This window comes from Pseudomonas sp. GW821-FHT05D12, from assembly GCF_059419825.1.
This window is the reverse complement of the sequence record NZ_JBWKSN010000007.1, coordinates 299,605-317,254: the sequence shown is the minus strand read 5'-3', so window position 1 is coordinate 317,254 and position 17,650 is coordinate 299,605. Positions and strand designations below refer to the sequence as shown.

Below are 17,650 nucleotides of genomic sequence, written 5' to 3'. Positions count from 1 at the left end.
CTCAATCCGCCGATGGCTTGGGTTGTTCATAGCGCGCGTTGAATGCCTGGATGAAGCCATTGCGCAAAATCGCCAAAAACGCGGAGAACGCGCTGACATTCTGCTGATGCACGCTGCCACTCAGCTCCACGCGGGTGGCGAACTGGTTCTTGGCCTGGTTCTTCAGCACCGTCTCGCTGGCGCCGACCACGGCCTCCCAGATCGAGCGGAAGATGTTCTTGTCCTTGTTTTCGACGTCCTGTTGCCAATCGAAGACTTCCACATTGCGCAGCAGCGGCTTGATGTAGCCGGTCAACTGGCCTTTTTCCGCCTGGGCCTCGATCACCACATCACCGGTACCGGCCTTGAAGTCGAATTTGCCGTACGCCGACGCGAAATCATTCATGCGGCGCAGCTGCAGGTCCCTGGCGCGAAAGCGGAATTCGAAGTCTTCGAAGTTGCTCAGCGGGTCAAATGTGGCGGTCGCTTCCAGGGGGGCCTGGCCTTGCAGCAGGGCCTTGCCGTCGAAGCGGGCGTCGCGCTTGCCTTTGACGTCGACCACGTTGGTGAGGTTATAGAAGCTGGCGTTGACCGACGTGGCGTTGATGTTCACCGGCGGTTTGGAGCTGAAGTTGTGGAAGGCGATCTTGCCGTCCTGGATGCGCACTTCGTTGAGGGTGATCGGCAGCAGTTTGCTCAACTGCGCGCGCCAGTCGGTGCCTTTACCGGTCTGGGACGCCTGCTTGTTGGCCCCGCCATCGACGAAATTGACCTCGGGGTTGACGAACTGCACCTCAGCCACCACCGCATGGTCGTACCACAGCGAATGCCAGCTCACCGCCAGGTCGATCAACGGCGCCTTGACGAACGGTACCGGCACCTTGCCGTCGACCTTGACGATCTGCAGGCCGTTGATCCTGTACGCGCCGCGCCACAGGGCCACGTCCACGTCGGTGACCTGGCCACGGTAGTCGCCCATGTCGGCGAGTTTGTCATTCAAATAGTTGCGCACCAGGTAGGGCAGGGCCAGGTCGATAGCAACCAGCACCACCACCAGGGCGGCGAAGGTCCAGAGTGGCCAACTGTAGCGACGTCTCATGGTCAGGTTCTCCAACGGTATAGGCGATGGACCGCCCGGGTGGGCGCAACGTTCCTCTGACTGGACGCCTTGGTGGACGAGGCATACCCTTGTGACCTTCTTGAAATTGCCTTAAGGACCCGTCATGAGCCGCATCTTTGCAGACAACGCGCACTCCATCGGTAACACGCCCCTGGTCCAGATCAACCGCATCGCCCCGCGTGGCGTGACCATCCTGGCCAAGATCGAAGGGCGTAACCCGGGTTACTCGGTGAAGTGCCGCATTGGCGCAAACATGATCTGGGACGCCGAAAGCACCGGCAAACTCAAGCCGGGCATGACCATCGTCGAACCTACCTCCGGCAACACCGGTATCGGCCTGGCGTTCGTGGCCGCTGCCCGTGGCTACAAGCTGCTGCTGACCATGCCGGCGTCGATGAGTATCGAGCGCCGCAAGGTGCTCAAGGCCCTCGGCGCCGAGCTGGTGCTGACCGAGCCGGCCAAGGGCATGCCAGGGGCCATCGCCAAAGCCGCTGAGATCGTCGCCAGCGACCCGGCCCAGTACTTCATGCCAGGCCAGTTCGAAAACCCGGCCAACCCGGCGATCCACGAGAAAACCACCGGCCCGGAAATCTGGAATGACACCGATGGCGCCGTCGACGTGCTGGTCGCAGGCGTGGGCACCGACGGCACGATCACCGGCGTGTCGCGCTATATCAAGAACACCGCGGGCAAGCCGATTCTGTCGGTGGCCGTGGAGCCGCTTGTGTCGCCGGTGATCACCCAGGCCCTGGCCGGTGAAGAGATCAAGCCGAGTTCGCACAAGATCCAGGGTATTGGTGCCGGCTTTGTGCCGAAGAACCTGGATTTGTCGATGGTCGACCGCGTGGAGCTGGTGACCGACGAAGAGTCCAAGGCCATGGCCCTGCGCCTGATGCAGGAAGAAGGCATCCTCTGCGGAATCTCCTGCGGGGCGGCGATGGCCGTGGCCGTGCGTCTGGCGGAGAAGCCGGAAATGCAGGGCAAGACTATCGTAGTCATTTTGCCGGACTCCGGTGAGCGCTACCTGTCGAGCATGCTGTTCAGCGATTTGTTTACCGAGCAGGAAAACCAGGCTTGATGGTTGTTTTGTGGTGAGCGGGCTTGATGTTTTGTAGTGGGCAGGTTTGATGGGGTAAGTAGGCGTATTGTTGATTTGTCGTGAGCGCGCTTTCCGCTTCCTGTGGTGAGCGGGCTTGCCCCGCGTTGGGCTGCGAAGCGGCCCCAATCAATCCAGCGGGTTTTTGCAGGGAGAAACGCGGTGAATGGTTTCAGGGCCGCTTCGCGCCCCAACGCGGGGCAAGCCCGCTCGCCACAATAAGCCTGCACTAGCCACAACAAGCCCAGTCACCATATGAGATCCGCTGCCCCACCCGCGTTGCTTGCAATGTTTGATTTGTGTCAGCCGGTCAGCTCGGGCCTTCTGCATAATGGCCCAACTGTTTATCATGGTCGGCTGCTACGTCTGCTGTTGGCCAGGCGCTTATTTTCAGGAGTTGCTGCATGACCTTTTCTTTGGCCGCCAAACTGTCGGTGCTGGCGTTGTTTATCGGCAGCACGCTGTATGTGCACCTGCGCGGCAAGGCCCGTTTGCCGATGTTGCGCCAGTTCGTCAACCATTCGGCGCTGTTCGCCCCGTATAACGCCTTGATGTACCTGTTCTCCGCCGTGCCGTCCAAGCCCTACCTGGACCGCAGCAAATTCCCGGAACTGGATGTGCTCAAGGACAACTGGGAAGTGATCCGCGAAGAGGCCATGCACCTGTTCGACGAGGGGTACATCCGCGCCGCCGAAAAGAACAACGACGCCGGGTTCGGTTCGTTCTTCAAGAAGGGCTGGAAGCGTTTCTACCTCAAGTGGTACGACAAACCCCTGCCATCGGCCGAGGCGCTGTGCCCGAAAACCGTGGCGCTGGTGAGCAGCATCCCCAACGTCAAGGGCGCGATGTTCGCGCTGTTGCCAGGCGGCAGCCACCTCAACCCGCACCGCGACCCGTTTGCCGGTTCGCTGCGCTATCACCTGGGCCTGTCCACGCCGAACTCCGACGACTGCCGCATCTTCGTCGATGGCCAGGTGTACGCCTGGCGCGACGGTGAAGACGTGATGTTCGACGAAACGTATGTGCACTGGGTGAAGAACGAAACGGAAAAGACCCGTGTCATCCTGTTCTGCGACATCGAGCGCCCCCTGAGCAACCGCCTGATGACCCGCGTCAACCGCTGGGTCAGCAAGCAACTGGGCCGCGCCACTGCGCCGCAGAACCTCGACGACGAGCGCGTCGGCGGCATCAACCAGGCGTATGCCTGGAGCAAGACCTTCAGCGACAAGTTCAGCGGTGTGGTCAAGCAGTGGAAGCGCAAGCATCCCAAGGCCTACCGCATTGCACGGCCGGTGCTGGCGGTAGTGGTGCTGGTGCTGTTGTGGAAGTGGTTGTTCGGCTGATCTGCAATGCGGTCGAAACTGTGGGAGCGGGCTTGCCCGCGAATGCGGAGTGTCAGTCGATACATTTTTGACTGATCCACCGCATTCGCGAGCAAGCCCGCTCCCACAGTTGGTTTTGCAGGGTCGTTTAAGAGGCGATCAATTGGCGCAGCACGTAGTGCAGGATGCCCCCCGCCTTGAAGTACTCCACCTCATTCAGCGTATCGATCCGGCACAGCACCTCGATCTTCTCGCTGCTGCCATCTTCCCGGGTAATCACCAGCGTCAGGTTCATGCGCGGCTCAATCTCGGCATCCGTCAGGCCGAGGATGTCGATCTTCTCCTTGCCGGTCAGCTTGAGTGACTTACGGTTCTGATCCAGCTTGAACTGCAGCGGCAGCACGCCCATACCCACCAGGTTGGAGCGGTGGATGCGTTCGAAGCTCTCGGCGATCACCGCCTTGACGCCCAACAGGTTGGTGCCCTTGGCCGCCCAGTCGCGGCTGGAGCCGGTGCCGTATTCCTGGCCGGCGATCACCACCAGCGGGGTGCCCGCTGCCTGGTATTTCATCGAGGCATCGTAGATCGGCATTTTCTCGCCGGTAGGGATGTACAGCGTATTGCCGCCTTCCTCGCCGCCGAGCATTTCATTGCGGATCCGGATGTTGGCGAACGTGCCGCGCATCATCACTTCATGGTTGCCCCGGCGTGAGCCGTAGGAGTTGAAGTCACGCGGTTCCACGCCCTGCTCGCGCAGGTAGCGGCCGGCAGGGCTGTCGGTCTTGATGTTGCCGGCGGGGGAGATGTGGTCGGTGGTCACCGAATCACCGAGCAGGGCCAGCACGTTGGCGCCCTTGACGTCCTTGATCACCGGCAGCGGGCCGGCAATGTCGTCGAAGAACGGTGGGTGCTGGATGTAGGTGGAATCTTTCTGCCACACATACGTTGCCGCCTGCGGCACCTCGATCGCTTGCCACTGCTCGTCGCCGGCGAACACTTCGGCGTATTCCTTGTGGAACATACTCGTGCTGACCTGCGCTACCGCGTCGGCGATTTCCTGGCTGCTGGGCCAGATGTCCTTGAGGTACACCGGCTTGCCGTCCTGATCGTTACCCAGTGGTTCGCTGCTGATATCGATGCGCACGGTGCCGGCCAGTGCGTAAGCAACCACCAGCGGTGGCGAGGCCAACCAGTTGGTTTTCACCAGCGGATGCACGCGGCCCTCGAAGTTGCGGTTGCCGGACAGCACTGAAGCGACGGCCAGGTCGGCTTTCTGGATGGCTTTTTCGATCGGCTCGGGCAAGGGACCGGAGTTGCCGATACAGGTGGTGCAGCCGTAGCCGACCAGGTCGAAGCCCAGCTTGTCGAGGTAGTGGGTCAGGCCGGCTGCCTTGTAGTAGTCGGTGACCACTTTGGAGCCGGGCGCCAGCGAGGTTTTCACCCAGGGTTTGCGCGTCAGGCCCTTTTCCACGGCCTTTTTCGCCACCAGGCCGGCGGCCATCATCACGCTGGGGTTGGAGGTGTTGGTGCAGGAGGTAATCGCGGCGATCACCACCGCGCCGTTTTTCAGGCGGTAGGTCTGGCCGTCGTATTCGTAGTCGGTTTCGCCGACGAGGTCGGCATTGCCGACGGCGACACCGCCGCCGCCTTCACTTTCCAGGCGGCCTTCTTCCTTGTTGGTCGGTTTGAATTGCAGGTCGAGGAAGTCGCTGAAGGCCTGGCCGACATTCGGCAGGGACACACGGTCCTGCGGGCGTTTCGGCCCGGCCAGGCTGGCTTCGACGCTGCCCATGTCCAGCGCCAGGCTGTCGGTGAACACCGGTTCCTGGCCAGCGTTGCGCCACAGGCCCTGGGCCTTGGTGTAGGCCTCGACCAGCTTGACGGTATCTGCCGGACGCCCGGACAGGCGCAGGTAGTCCAGCGTCACCTCATCCACCGGGAAAAAGCCGCAGGTGGCACCGTATTCCGGGGCCATGTTGGCGATGGTCGCGCGGTCAGCCAGCGGCAGGTCGGCCAGGCCGTCGCCGTAGAACTCGACGAACTTACCCACCACGCCTTTCTTGCGCAGCATCTGGGTGACGGTCAGCACCAGGTCGGTGGCAGTAATACCTTCTTTCAATTTACCGGTGAGCTTGAAGCCGATCACTTCCGGGATCAGCATCGACACAGGCTGGCCGAGCATCGCCGCTTCCGCCTCGATACCGCCCACGCCCCAGCCGAGCACGCCCAGGCCGTTGATCATGGTGGTGTGCGAGTCGGTGCCCACCAGGGTGTCGGGGAACGCATAGGTGCGGCCGTCCTCATCTTTGGTCCACACGGTGCGGCCGAGGTATTCGAGGTTGACCTGGTGACAGATACCGGTGCCAGGCGGCACCACGCTGAAGTTGTCGAAGGCGCTCTGGCCCCAGCGCAGGAAGGCGTAGCGTTCGCCGTTGCGCTGCATCTCGATGTCGACGTTCTGCTCGAACGCACTGGTGCTGCCGAATTTGTCGACCATCACCGAGTGGTCGATGACCAGGTCCACGGGCGACAGCGGGTTGATGCGCTGCGGGTCGCCACCGGCCTTGGCCACGGCGGCGCGCATGGCGGCCAGGTCGACTACGGCGGGGACCCCGGTAAAGTCTTGCATCAATACTCGGGCGGGGCGGTACTGGATCTCGCGGTCGGACTTGCGCTCTTTGAGCCAGGCGGCGATGGCCTTCAGGTCGGCGCCGGTGACGGTCTTGTCGTCTTCCCAGCGCAGCAGGTTCTCCAGCAGCACTTTGAGGGACATCGGCAGCTTATCCAGGTCACCCAAGCTCTTGGCGGCTTCGGGCAGGCTGAAATAGTGGTAGGTTTTTGCGTCAATCTGCAGGGTCTTAAGGGTTCTCAGGCTATCAAGGGATGACATTACATGACTCCTTATGGTCCGCACGGCTACGGACCTGACGGGACGAACAGAGCTTTCAAACTAGCCCTGTTTTCAGTAGCTGGCTAATTACTGGACTCTATGGACAGAACCAAGGTTCCGAACTCGGCTATCATGCGCGCGTTTTCATGACAGGCCTTGCGCTACAGCAAGCGTGTTACCAGGAGAGTTGATGAACACCCTTTTTATGCACTGCCGCCCGGGTTTTGAAGGCGAAGTCTGTTCCGAGATCGCGGAACACGCCGCGCGCCTGAACGTTTCCGGCTACGCCAAGGCCAAGACCGGCAGCGCCTGCGCCGAATTTGTCTGCACCGAAGAAGACGGCGCCCAGCGCCTGATGCACGGCCAGCGCTTTGCCGAGCTGATCTTCCCGCGGCAGTGGGCGCGCGGGGTGTTCATCGACCTGCCGGAAACCGACCGCATCAGCGTGATCCTCACCCACCTGCGCGAGTTTCCGGTGTGCGGCAGCCTGTGGCTGGAGATGGTCGACACCAATGACGGCAAGGAACTCTCCAACTTCTGTAAGAAATTCGAAGTGCACCTGCGCAAAGCCCTGCTCAACGCCGGCAAGCTGGTGGACGACCCGAGCAAGCCGCGCCTGCTGCTGACCTTCAAGAGTGGCCGCGAAGTGTTCATGGGCCTGGCCGAGTCGAACAACTCGGCAATGTGGCCGATGGGCATCCCGCGCCTCAAGTTTCCGCGTGAGGCGCCCAGCCGCTCGACCCTGAAGCTGGAAGAGGCTTGGCACCACTTCATCCCTCGCGACCAGTGGGATGAACGCCTGCACGGCGACATGACCGGCGTCGACCTCGGCGCAGCGCCGGGCGGCTGGACCTGGCAACTGGTCAATCGTGGCATGCTGGTGACCGCCATCGACAACGGCCCGATGGCCGAAAGCCTGATGGACACCGGCCTGGTGCAGCACTTGATGGCTGACGGCTTCACCTTCGTGCCCAAGCAGCCGGTGGACTGGATGGTCTGCGACATCGTCGAAAAGCCGGCGCGTAACGCAGCCCTGCTGGAAACCTGGATCGGTGAAGGGCATTGTCGCGAGGCGGTGGTCAACCTGAAGTTGCCGATGAAGCAGCGCTACGCCGAAGTGAAGCGTTTGCTGGAGCGCATCGAAGACGGCTTCAAGGCGCGTGGCATCCGCGTGGAGATTGGCTGCAAGCAGCTGTACCACGACCGCGAGGAAGTGACGTGCCACCTGCGTCGGTTGGTCGATGTAAAGAAATCTAAAGGCCGCTGAGATCAAAGGCAGGCGCCGGCTTGCCGGCGAAAGCGGTATAACGGTCGAAATTTATGTTGAATGCGCCCCGTCATCGCGGGCAAGCCCGCTCCCAGAGTGGAGCAGGCTGGATTTAGGAGTAAATGATGAATCAGTCTGTTGATTTGCCTGTCGACGCGACCTTGGACGCCACCGGCCTCAACTGCCCGGAGCCGGTGATGATGCTGCACCAGCACATCCGCGACCTGCCGGCCGGCGGCTTGCTCAAGGTCGTCGCGACCGACCCGTCGACGCGTCGCGATATCCCCAAGTTCTGCGTGTTCCTCGATCACGAACTGGTGGATCAGCAGGAGCAGGCCGGCACGTACCTCTACTGGATCCGCAAGAAGGCCGATTAACCCCGCGCCTTGTCCAGGCGAATGCGCCGGCGTGCACTGCGCGCCAGGCGCACCAGCAACATCCCCGCCGCACAGCTCAGGCCGACGATCAGCCCCTGCCACAAACCGCTCGGGCCGCTGGGTTCGCCGAGCCAGTTGGTCAGGCCCAGCGCATACCCCACCGGCAGCCCCACGCCCCAATAGGCAAACAGCGTCAGCACCATGGTCACGCGGGTGTCCTGGTAACCCCGCAGGGCGCCGGCGGCGGTGACCTGGATCGAATCCGAGAACTGGAACAGCGCCGAGAACACGATCAGCGTCGAAGCCAGGTGGATCACGATCGGGTCCGGGGTGTAGATCGTCGCGATCTGCTCGCGGAACACCAGCATCAGGCTGCAGGACAGGCAGGCATACGCCAGCGCCGTGCCCATCCCGACCCCGGCGGCGAAGCGCGCTTCACGCGGCTCGCCGCGCCCCAGGGCCTGGCCGACGCGCACGGTGACGGCCATGCTCAGGGAGTAAGGGATCATGAACACCAGGGAGCTGACGTTCAGGGCGATCTGGTGCCCGGACACCACCGTGGCACCCAGGCTGCCGATCAGCAGCGCGATCACCGCAAAGATGCTCGATTCGGCGAAGATCGCGATACCGATCGGCAGGCCGATCCCCAGTACGCGCTTGATCACCGCCCACTGCGGCCAGTCAAAGCGCGTGAACAGCTCACTGCTCTGGTAGGCCGGGCCCCAGCGGGTCCAAACGGCCAGGCCGAGCATCATCACCCACATCGCAATCGCCGTGGCCCAGCCGCAGCCCACGCCGCCCATGGCGGGCACGCCGAGGTGGCCGTAGATGAAGATGTAGTTCAGTGGAATGTTCAGCGCCAGCCCGCACAGGCCCATGACCATGCTCGGTCGCGTGCGGCCCAGGCCATCGCTGAAACAGCGCAGCACGTAATACAGCGCAATGGCCGGCATGCCGGCGGCGATGCCGTGCAGGTAGCCCATGGAGGGCTTGATCAGGTCGGGCTCGACCTTCATCGCGTGCAGGATCGGTTCGGCGCAGAGCAGCAACAGGGCCGCGCTGATGCCGACCACCACCGCCAGCCACAGCGATTGGCGCACCAGCGGGCCGATGTCGCTGAACTGCCCGGCACCGTAGCGCTGGGCAACTTTCGGCGTGGTCGCCAGGAGCGTACCGGTCATCAGCAGGTACACCGGGATCCAGATCGAGTTGCCCAGGCCCACTGCCGCCAGGTCCTGGGGGCTGACGCGCCCGGCCATCACCGCATCGACAAAACTCATCGCGGTGGTGGCCAGTTGGCCGATCATGATCGGCAGGGCCAGCGTCAGCAGGCCGCGCACTTCCCGGCTGATGCGGGCGGGGCGGGTAAGGGGAGCGGTGGCAGTGTTCACGTACAAATGTCCAGTCGAGCAGCGCAAGGACGGCGGATTCTACGCCTTGACGCAACGGTCAGGAAAAAACCTGTGTTAGCGATTTGTAAGCGACGGCTGTGATGCCTGTACACTGCTGATCCGCCAAAGGAGCCTGCCATGTTGATTGTTGCCGACGAAAATATCCCGCTGCTCGATGCATTCTTCGAAGGGTTTGGCGAGATTCGCCGCGTGCCCGGCCGTTCCATCGACCGCGCCACGGTCGAGCAGGCCGACGTGCTGCTGGTGCGCTCGGTGACCAACGTCAACCGTGCGCTGCTCGAAGGCAGCAACGTGCGCTTTGTCGGCACCTGCACCATCGGCACCGACCACCTGGACCTGGAGTATTTCCGGCAGGCGGGCATCCAGTGGTCCAGCGCGCCGGGCTGCAACGCGCGCGGCGTGGTCGATTACGTGCTGGGCAGCCTGCAGACGCTGGCCGAGATCGAAGGCGTCGACCTTAACCAGCGAACCTACGGTGTGGTCGGCGCCGGTGAAGTGGGCGGGCGGTTGGTCAAGGTACTCAAGGGCCTGGGCTGGAACGTCCAGGTGTGCGACCCGCCACGCCAAATTGCCGAAGACGGCGATTACGTCAGCCTGGAGCAGATTATCGAGCAGTGCGACGTGATCAGCCTGCACACGCCGCTGACCAAGTCCGGCAATGGCTCCACCTGGCACCTGTTCGACCGCCAGCGCCTCGAGCAGCTTAAACCGGGTACCTGGCTGATCAACGCGAGCCGCGGCCCGGTGGTCGACAATGCCGCCCTGCGCGAAGTCCTGCTGGCGCGCGAAGACCTGCAAGCGGTGCTGGATGTGTGGGAAGGCGAGCCGGAAGTGGACGTCGACCTGGCCGACCTGTGCGTACTGGCCACCCCGCACATTGCCGGCTACAGCCTGGATGGCCGGCAGCGCGGCACGGCGCAGATCTACCAGGCGTTCTGTGCCTACCTGGGCCAGGAACCGGTGATTCAGTTGAACGACCTGCTGCCAGCGCCCTGGTTGGCCGAGGTGCATTTGAACGCGGCCACCGATCCGGCCTGGGCCCTGGCCACCTTGTGCCGCAGCGTGTACGACCCGCGCCGTGATGATGCGGATTTCCGCCGTAGCCTGGTGGGCACCGTGGAAGAACAGCGCAAGGCGTTCGACCTGTTGCGCAAGGGCTACCCGGCGCGCCGCGAGATTGACGCGCTGAAGGTGCGTATCAATGGGGAATCCGCCGCGCTCTCGGCTATGGTCTCGGCCCTCGGCGCAGAATTGCTCTGACCTCGACTCGCGGGTCGCTCCTACAGGGTGGCGGGCATAAAAAAACCGGCCACCCGGGCCGGTTCTAAAAGAGCGTGGGCGCTTCAGCCTTGCTGGGCAGGCTTGACCAGTCGTTGTTCCAGCTCGCTGCAGGCTTGCTGGATCATCTCTTCGGTAATCTGCACTTCGCGGCCCGTGGCGTCGATGTACGAGCAAGGCAACTGTTGCGGTTGGCGGATCACTTCAATTTTGGCGTCGCTGCTGTTTTGCAAGGTCATGGCCTGTCTCCTCATCAGGTTGTGTACCTACTCTGAACCCCCCGCGTGACCAAGCTGTTACAACTCCTTGCACAGTCAGCGGTTCGAACACCCAGTCCACCAGAAACCACTGTGGATTTCCAGCCGGGCGTTAGACCGATAGCCTCTAGGGGCCAGCATCGGCGGGCATAATTAACCTGACTCATTGTTATTCGCGCAAGTTCCCCCCATGTAAGGACGCAGGTACCAACCCTTTCCGATCAGGTGATGCCCTCCATGTTCTCAGTCCGTCAACGCCGTGCAATTCGCCTGGCCAGCCGCTTCATCGCGCCGTACCGCTGGCAGGCCCTCGGTGCCCTGTTGGCGCTGATCGTTACCGCCGGCATCACCTTGTCGATGGGGCAGGGCATTCGCCTGCTGGTGGACCAGGGCTTCATGACCCAGTCGCCGCACCTGCTCAACCAATCCATCGGCCTGTTCATGGTGCTGGTAGTGGGCCTGGCGGTGGGCACCTTTGCGCGGTTTTACCTGGTGTCGTGGATCGGCGAGCGGGTAGTGGCTGACATTCGTCGCCAGGTGTTCAACCATTTGATCTACCTGCATCCCGGGTTCTACGAGAACAACCGCAGTTCGGAGATCCAGTCGCGCCTGACCACCGACACCACCTTGCTGCAATCGGTGATCGGCTCGTCGCTGTCGCTGTTCCTGCGCAATGCCTTGATGGTCATCGGCGGCATCGTGCTGCTGTTTGTCACCAACCCCAAGCTCACCAGCATCGTGGTGATCGCGCTGCCGCTGGTGCTGGCGCCGATCCTGATCTTTGGCCGCCGTGTGCGCAGCTTGTCGCGCCTGAGCCAGGACCGTATCGCCGATGTGGGCAGCTACGTGTCCGAGACCCTCGGCCAGATCAAGACGGTGCAAGCCTATAACCACCAGGTCCAGGATGAGCAGCGCTTTGCCGTCACGGTGGAGGAGGCGTTTACCACCGCGCGCAAACGCATCACCCAGCGCGCCTGGTTGATCACGTTGGTGATCATGCTGGTGCTCGGGGCCGTGGGCGTGATGCTCTGGGTCGGCGGCATGGACGTGATCAGCGGGCGCATTTCCGGCGGCGAACTGGCGGCGTTTGTGTTCTATAGCCTGATCGTCGGCAGCGCCGTCGGCACCCTCAGCGAAGTGCTCGGTGAACTGCAACGTGCGGCGGGTGCCGCCGAGCGGATTGGCGAGTTGTTGCAGTCAAGCAACGAAATCCAGGCGCCGGCCAGCGGCAGCGTGCAGTTGCCCGAGCGAGTCAGTGGCCGGATGGAGCTGCAGGATCTGCGGTTTTCCTACCCGTCACGGCCGGACAGTTACGCGATCGATGGGCTGAGTCTGACTATCAACCCCGGTGAAACCCTGGCGTTGGTGGGGCCTTCCGGCGCGGGCAAGTCGACGATTTTCGACCTGTTGCTGCGTTTCTACGATCCCCAGCATGGCCGCATCCTGCTCGACGGCCATCCACTGACCGAACTCGACCCCCTGGACCTGCGCCGGCATTTCGCGCTGGTCTCGCAGAGCCCGGCGCTGTTTTTCGGCAGCGTCGAAGAAAACATCCGCTACGGCAACCCGACCGCCACGCGCGAGCAGGTTGAAGCTGCCGCGCGCATCGCCCACGCCCACGACTTCATCCTGCAAATGCCCGATGGCTACCAGACTCACCTGGGCGACGGCGGCATGGGCCTCTCCGGCGGCCAGCGCCAACGCCTGGCCATCGCCCGGGCGTTGCTGGTGGACGCCCCGATCCTGCTGCTCGACGAGGCCACCAGCGCCCTTGATGCGCAAAGTGAACACCTGATCCAGCAGGCCTTGCCGCAATTGATGCAAGGGCGCACCACGCTGGTGATCGCCCATCGCCTGGCGACGGTGAAACATGCGGACCGCATTGCGGTGATGGACCAGGGCAAGCTGGTGGCGGTGGGCACGCATCAGCAGTTGATTGCGAACAATCCGCTGTATGCGCGGTTGGCGGCGTTGCAGTTCAATGATGGGATTGAGGTTGCGAAAAACGAAGGCTAGGTGGGGGCAAGCGAGCAGGCTTGAATGTGGTGAGCAGGCTTGTTTGTGGTGAGCGGGCTTGCCCCGCGTTGGGCTGCGTAGCAGCCCTAAAACCTGCTGGCTCGGTCTTCCAGTTGGAGTGAGGTAGGCAGCAGGCTTGTTTGTGGTGAGCGGGCTTGTCCCGCGTTGGGCTGCGTAGCAGCCCTAAAACCTGCTGGCTCGGTCTTCCAGTGGGAGTGAGGGTGGCTTGGATGGGAGCGCTTCGCGCTCCAACGCGGGGCAAGCCCGCTCGCCACAAAAAGCCCACTGAGTCCACAACAAGTACGCTGAATCCACAACAAGCTCACTCAATCCACAATAAGCCAGCTCACCACAAACCAGCCAGCTCGCCATAGTAATCCGGCTGATCGCGGAGCTTTCTTCAGTGTGAATCACTGATCATCGAAATACCGCTCATGCCAATCCACCAGCGGCTGTGGCGAGTTGAGCTTTTGCCCGTAGATCACCGAATAAGACAGCACGTTCTGCACGTACTGGCGGGTTTCGTCGAATGGAATGCTCTCCACCCACACGTCGAAACTCAGGTGGTCGGCACCCCGCAGCCATTGGCGCACGCGGCCGGGGCCGGCGTTGTAGGCGGCGGAGGCGAGCACGCGGTTGCCGTTGAATTGGCTGTGTACCTGGCTCAGGTACGCGGCGCCGAGCTGGATGTTCTTGTCCGGGTCCAGTACCTGGGCCGGTGAGGCCAGCGGGATGCTGAACTTGCGCGCGGTGTCCTTGGCGGTGCCGGGCATCAGTTGCATCAGGCCGCTGGCGCCGACGCCGGAGCGCGCGTCATCCATGAAGGCGCTTTCCTGGCGGGTAATGGCAAACACCCAGCTGGAATGCAGGCCACGGACCTTGGCTTCGCGCACCAGGGTGTCGCGGTGGGCCATCGGGAAGCGGATGTCGAGGTCGTCCCAGTACTGCGCCTGGCTGATGGTGCGAATCGCCGGGAAGTACCACTTCATGTCATAGGCCAGCTTGGCCTGGGCGACCATTTCGTCGCGGTTGAAGTGACGGCTGACGTGGTACCACTCGCGGCGTCCGTCGACCACCTGGCCACGTGCGTAGAACTCCAGCGCACGGCGCACGCCTGGGGTGTTGCGCACTTTGTTGACCAGCGCCTGGCTCATCAGCAGTGGCTTGTTCTTCAACTGATACGGGGCCTTGGAGCGATCCGCGGCGAGGAAACCATAGAAGTCGCGTTCCTGCGCGAGGTTCTTGTACAGCACCAGGGCTTGCGGGTTTTTCGGCTCGGCCAGTTCCAGGCTACGTGCCTGCCAGTAGCGCCAGCGGTTGGTGGTGGCCAGGTCCTGTGGGAGTTTGCGGGTCAGCTGGTAGGCATCTTCCCAGCGGGCCAGGCGCAACAGCAGGCGCAGACGCCATTCCGACACAGTGTTATCGCGCAGCTCCGGGTCGTACTTGGTCATCACTTCAAGGGCGCGTGGGTCGAAACGCTTGGCCAGGGTCAGGCCGATCTCACGGGCGATTGCCACTTTTTCGTCACGGGAGAAGTGCATGCTGCTGGCATAACCGTCGAGCAAGGCCATGGCCTTGTCGGGATCCTGGCGCGCCAGGCGGCGAAGACCCAGCCCGACCGCGTCAGACATGGCCTCGTTGGCCGGCAGGAAACGCGACGGATCGCTGAGCATGTCGGGCTTTTGCGCCACGTCCACCATCAGGCGGCCCTGGGCGCCGAGGGTCGGCAGGGTTTTCACCAGGCTGTTGGCCAGCGCGTAGTTGCGGGCCTCGGCGGCCAGTTTGGCGCGGTCCCAGATCTTCTGTTCGGTGAGCTGGCCATCAGCGGCCCACTGGCCGAAGGTGGCGTCGCAGGCGGCCGGTTGGGATTTGCCGGTCATCCAGAGTTTTTCGGTGGTCTTGTACCCTTCGGCCTTCAGGTTGTGGGTGAGCTGGTACTGGCCGTGGAGGCAGTCCAGCTCGACGAAATTGAGCTTGGGGTCGTAGTACTTTTCAAAGGTCTGCCAGTCGCCACGGTCGGCGAGCCAGCGCAACCAGCGCAGCTTCATCCAGTTGGCCTGGGGCAGGTCGCCGTTCTTGGCGAGGAATTGTTCGATTTCCTCGTTGCTGGCGCTTTTCAGGCGCGCGGTCAGTTCGTCGTAGGCAAGGTAGGGCGTCAGCGGATAATCGGCCAGCGCCTGGCTGTATTGCATGTACGGGCCGGTATCGCCCTTGGCCAGCGCACGTTTGGCTTCATCGTAATATTGACGTTGGGTGGTGAGGTCCACGGCCTGGGCAGATTGAACGGCGGTGGCGGAAAGAAGCAGACAAGACAAGAAATTGAAAAGGCGACTGCGCATGAGACGTCCGTGCAGAGAAATCACGACTAGCACCGGCACCGCCGACACTGATTGCCCCTAGCTTAGCCTTTTGCCCGACGCCTACGAAAGCTTTGCCGGCCGGTTCGTTCAAGTTCGCCGCAAATGTCCTGCTGAACGTGTCAGCTGGGAAAATGCTGGCCGCATCCCCTCCTCAAGTCAGGTAGAATGCGCGCCCAGTTTTTGGAGAAGCGTATGACCCTGCTCAAATTCAGCGATGTGTCCCTTGCTTTCGGCGCTATGCCGTTGTTGGACAAGGTGTCCTGGCAGATCGCCCGTGGTGAGCGGGTGTGCATCATCGGCCGCAATGGCACCGGCAAGTCCAGCATGATGAAGCTGGTCAAAGGCGACCAGAAGCCCGACGACGGCTCTGTCTGGCGCGCCCCGGGCCTCAAGATCGGCGAATTGCCGCAGGAATTGCCGGTGGCCGACGGACGGACAGTCTTCGACGTGGTTGCCGAAGGCCTGGACGGCGTGGGCGCGTTGCTCGCCGAGTACCATCACCTGGCGCAGAACTGCGTCACCGAGGCAGACCTGGACAAACTGATGCATGTCCAGCAAGACCTCGAAGCCCGTGACGGCTGGCGCTTGCAGCAACTGGTCGACAGCACCCTGAGCCGCCTGCAGCTGCCGGCCGACAAGACCCTTGCCGAGTTGTCCGGCGGCTGGCGTCGCCGCGTGCTGCTGGCCCAGGCCCTGGTCTCCGAGCCGGACTTGCTGCTGCTCGACGAGCCAACCAACCACTTGGACATCGGCGCGATTGCCTGGCTGGAAGAAGCCCTCAAGGATTTCCAGGGCGCCGTGTTGTTCATCACGCACGACCGCTCCTTCCTGCAGAACCTGGCGACCCGCATTCTTGAGCTGGACCGTGGTGGCCTGATCGACTGGAACGGCGACTACGCCAGCTTCCTGGTGCACAAGGAGGCCGCCCTGGCCGCCGAAGAAACCGCCAACGCCTTGTTCGACAAGAAGCTGGCCCAGGAAGAAGTCTGGATTCGCCAGGGCATCAAGGCCCGCCGCACCCGTAACGAAGGCCGCGTACGTGCCCTCAAGGCCCTGCGCGTTGAGCGCAGCGAACGTCGCGAGCGCACCGGCAAGGCCAATATCCAGCTGGATACCGCCGATAAATCCGGTAAGCAGGTGATGGTGCTGGAGAACGTCAGCTTCCATCACCCGGACGGCCCGTTCCTGATCAAGGACTTCTCGATGGTCCTGCAGCGCGGCGACCGCATCGGCCTGTTGGGCGCCAACGGTACCGGCAAGACCACCTTGCTCAAGCTGATGCTCAGCGGCCTGCAACCGACCAGCGGCACCGTGGAAGAGGGCACGCGCATCGACGTGGCGTACTTCGACCAGTTGCGTCACCAGTTGGACCTGGAAAAAACCGTGATCGACAACGTCGCCGAAGGTCGCGACTTTATCGACATCGACGGCCAGAGCCGCCACGTGCTGAGCTACCTGGGCGACTTCCTGTTCAGCCCGCAACGTGCCCGTACACCGGTGAAAGCCTTGTCCGGTGGTGAGCGCGCACGCCTGCTGCTGGCCAAGCTGTTCAGCAAGCCAGCCAACCTGCTGGTACTCGATGAACCGACCAACGACCTCGACGTGGAAACCCTCGAGCTGTTGGAAGAAGTGCTGCTGACCTTCAACGGCACTGTGCTGATGGTCAGCCACGACCGGGCATTCCTCGACAACGTGGTCACCAGCACCCTGGTCTTCGAAGGCGAAGGCAAGGTGCGTGAATATGTCGGTGGTTATCAGGACTGGCTGCGCCAGGGCGGCTCGCCGCGCCTGCTGGGCGTAACCGAGAGCAAGTCCGGCAAGGCCGACTTGACCTCCGTTGTGGTCGCGCCAGTGGCCGCTGCGGCACCCGTGCAGGAAACCGCTGCGCCGGCGGCCAAGAAGAAACTCAGCTACAAGCTGCAGCGCGAGCTGGAAGCCTTGCCGGGTGACATCGATGCCAAGGAACAGCAGATTGCCGCCGTAGAAGCGGAAATGGCTGACGCGGGCTTCTACCTGCGTCCGGCGGCGGAAACCGCCAAGGTCATCGCTTCCCTGGAAACGTTGAACCAGGAGCTGGAAGCGCTGGTTGAGCGTTGGGCCGAGCTGGATGCCTGAGTGATCTAGCTGCACTAAAAAAGCCCGGCGTTCATTCCTATGAGCGCCGGGTTTTTTATATGAAATGCGATCCAAATGTGGGAGCGGGCTTGCTCGCGAAAGCGGTGTGTCAGTTACCAGATGCATCAACTGACAAAAAGCTTTCGCGAGCAAGCCCGCTC

At 62.5% G+C, this 17,650-nt stretch carries 12 protein-coding genes; 7 read left to right on the top strand and 5 right to left on the bottom strand.

Features of this window, described 5'->3' with window-relative positions; translation table 11 throughout:
- Position 1: 1 nt before the first annotated feature.
- Positions 2 to 1,078 (bottom strand): DUF748 domain-containing protein, encoded by a 1,077-nt coding sequence (locus AC07SI_RS16055; protein ID WP_201143739.1) that lies wholly within the window; start codon positions 1,076 to 1,078, stop codon positions 2 to 4.
- 124 nt (positions 1,079 to 1,202) lie between these two features.
- Between AC07SI_RS16055 and cysK the strand changes: the two genes are divergently transcribed.
- Both cysK and AC07SI_RS16045 read left to right on the top strand, forming a co-directional pair.
- Positions 1,203 to 2,177, top strand: a complete 975-nt coding sequence (gene cysK, locus AC07SI_RS16050; RefSeq protein WP_495006055.1) for a cysteine synthase A — start codon at positions 1,203 to 1,205, stop codon at positions 2,175 to 2,177.
- A 422-nt stretch (positions 2,178 to 2,599) separates the two neighbouring features.
- The gene (locus AC07SI_RS16045; protein ID WP_065902037.1) at positions 2,600 to 3,538 is read left to right on the top strand and encodes an aspartyl/asparaginyl beta-hydroxylase domain-containing protein; all 939 of its coding nucleotides are present in this window, start codon (positions 2,600 to 2,602) and stop codon (positions 3,536 to 3,538) included.
- Between the two features lie 127 nt (positions 3,539 to 3,665).
- On the opposite strand, the gene acnA is transcribed toward AC07SI_RS16045, so the two are convergent.
- Positions 3,666 to 6,407 carry an aconitate hydratase AcnA gene (acnA, locus tag AC07SI_RS16040; protein ID WP_495006054.1) on the bottom strand — a complete coding sequence of 914 codons (2,742 nt, stop codon included), beginning with the start codon at positions 6,405 to 6,407 and terminating at the stop codon, positions 3,666 to 3,668.
- A gap of 190 nt (positions 6,408 to 6,597) precedes the next feature.
- Between acnA and rlmM the strand changes: the two genes are divergently transcribed.
- Together rlmM and tusA are read left to right on the top strand one after the other, a co-directional pair.
- Positions 6,598 to 7,674 carry a 23S rRNA (cytidine(2498)-2'-O)-methyltransferase RlmM gene (gene rlmM, locus AC07SI_RS16035; RefSeq protein ID WP_065902033.1) on the top strand — a complete coding sequence of 359 codons (1,077 nt, stop codon included), beginning with the start codon at positions 6,598 to 6,600 and terminating at the stop codon, positions 7,672 to 7,674.
- A 125-nt stretch (positions 7,675 to 7,799) separates the two neighbouring features.
- Positions 7,800 to 8,051: a sulfurtransferase TusA gene (tusA, locus tag AC07SI_RS16030; protein WP_495006053.1), complete on the top strand. Its 252-nt coding sequence runs from the start codon at positions 7,800 to 7,802 to the stop codon at positions 8,049 to 8,051.
- Here the strand turns inward: tusA and AC07SI_RS16025 are convergent.
- On the bottom strand, positions 8,048 to 9,442 hold the full coding sequence (locus tag AC07SI_RS16025) for an MATE family efflux transporter (protein ID WP_495006052.1): 1,395 nt from the start codon (positions 9,440 to 9,442) through the stop codon (positions 8,048 to 8,050). The genes tusA and AC07SI_RS16025 overlap by 4 nt on opposite strands.
- Positions 9,443 to 9,580: 138 nt before the next feature.
- On the opposite strand from AC07SI_RS16025, the gene pdxB reads away from it, so the two are divergent.
- On the top strand, positions 9,581 to 10,723 hold the full coding sequence (pdxB, locus tag AC07SI_RS16020) for a 4-phosphoerythronate dehydrogenase PdxB (protein WP_201143742.1): 1,143 nt from the start codon (positions 9,581 to 9,583) through the stop codon (positions 10,721 to 10,723).
- Positions 10,724 to 10,806: 83 nt separating this feature from the next.
- Here the strand turns inward: pdxB and AC07SI_RS16015 are convergent, their stop codons facing one another.
- Positions 10,807 to 10,980 carry a PA1571 family protein gene (locus tag AC07SI_RS16015; RefSeq protein WP_162946068.1) on the bottom strand — a complete coding sequence of 58 codons (174 nt, stop codon included), beginning with the start codon at positions 10,978 to 10,980 and terminating at the stop codon, positions 10,807 to 10,809.
- A gap of 246 nt (positions 10,981 to 11,226) precedes the next feature.
- Between AC07SI_RS16015 and AC07SI_RS16010 the strand changes: the two genes are divergently transcribed.
- Positions 11,227 to 13,014, top strand: a complete 1,788-nt coding sequence (locus AC07SI_RS16010) for an ABC transporter ATP-binding protein/permease (RefSeq protein ID WP_495006051.1) — start codon at positions 11,227 to 11,229, stop codon at positions 13,012 to 13,014.
- Between the two features lie 410 nt (positions 13,015 to 13,424).
- Here AC07SI_RS16010 and AC07SI_RS16005 read toward each other — a convergent pair whose 3' ends face one another.
- Positions 13,425 to 15,353 carry a transglycosylase SLT domain-containing protein gene (locus AC07SI_RS16005; protein WP_106804818.1) on the bottom strand — a complete coding sequence of 643 codons (1,929 nt, stop codon included), beginning with the start codon at positions 15,351 to 15,353 and terminating at the stop codon, positions 13,425 to 13,427.
- A 213-nt stretch (positions 15,354 to 15,566) separates the two neighbouring features.
- On the opposite strand from AC07SI_RS16005, the gene AC07SI_RS16000 reads away from it, so the two are divergent.
- Positions 15,567 to 17,489 (top strand): ATP-binding cassette domain-containing protein, encoded by a 1,923-nt coding sequence (locus AC07SI_RS16000; RefSeq protein ID WP_495006050.1) that lies wholly within the window; start codon positions 15,567 to 15,569, stop codon positions 17,487 to 17,489.
- Positions 17,490 to 17,650 lie beyond the last annotated feature (161 nt).

Coding starts and splice junctions, on each gene's coding strand:
- AC07SI_RS16055 (WP_201143739.1), bottom strand. CDS start 1,078: ATGAGACGTCGCTACAGTTGGCCACTCTGGACCTTCGCCGCCCTGGTG.
- cysK (WP_495006055.1), top strand. CDS start 1,203: ATGAGCCGCATCTTTGCAGACAACGCGCACTCCATCGGTAACACGCCC.
- AC07SI_RS16045 (WP_065902037.1), top strand. CDS start 2,600: ATGACCTTTTCTTTGGCCGCCAAACTGTCGGTGCTGGCGTTGTTTATC.
- acnA (WP_495006054.1), bottom strand. CDS start 6,407: ATGTCATCCCTTGATAGCCTGAGAACCCTTAAGACCCTGCAGATTGAC.
- rlmM (WP_065902033.1), top strand. CDS start 6,598: ATGAACACCCTTTTTATGCACTGCCGCCCGGGTTTTGAAGGCGAAGTC.
- tusA (WP_495006053.1), top strand. CDS start 7,800: ATGAATCAGTCTGTTGATTTGCCTGTCGACGCGACCTTGGACGCCACC.
- pdxB (WP_201143742.1), top strand. CDS start 9,581: ATGTTGATTGTTGCCGACGAAAATATCCCGCTGCTCGATGCATTCTTC.
- AC07SI_RS16015 (WP_162946068.1), bottom strand. CDS start 10,980: ATGACCTTGCAAAACAGCAGCGACGCCAAAATTGAAGTGATCCGCCAA.
- AC07SI_RS16010 (WP_495006051.1), top strand. CDS start 11,227: ATGCCCTCCATGTTCTCAGTCCGTCAACGCCGTGCAATTCGCCTGGCC.
- AC07SI_RS16005 (WP_106804818.1), bottom strand. CDS start 15,353: ATGCGCAGTCGCCTTTTCAATTTCTTGTCTTGTCTGCTTCTTTCCGCC.
- AC07SI_RS16000 (WP_495006050.1), top strand. CDS start 15,567: ATGACCCTGCTCAAATTCAGCGATGTGTCCCTTGCTTTCGGCGCTATG.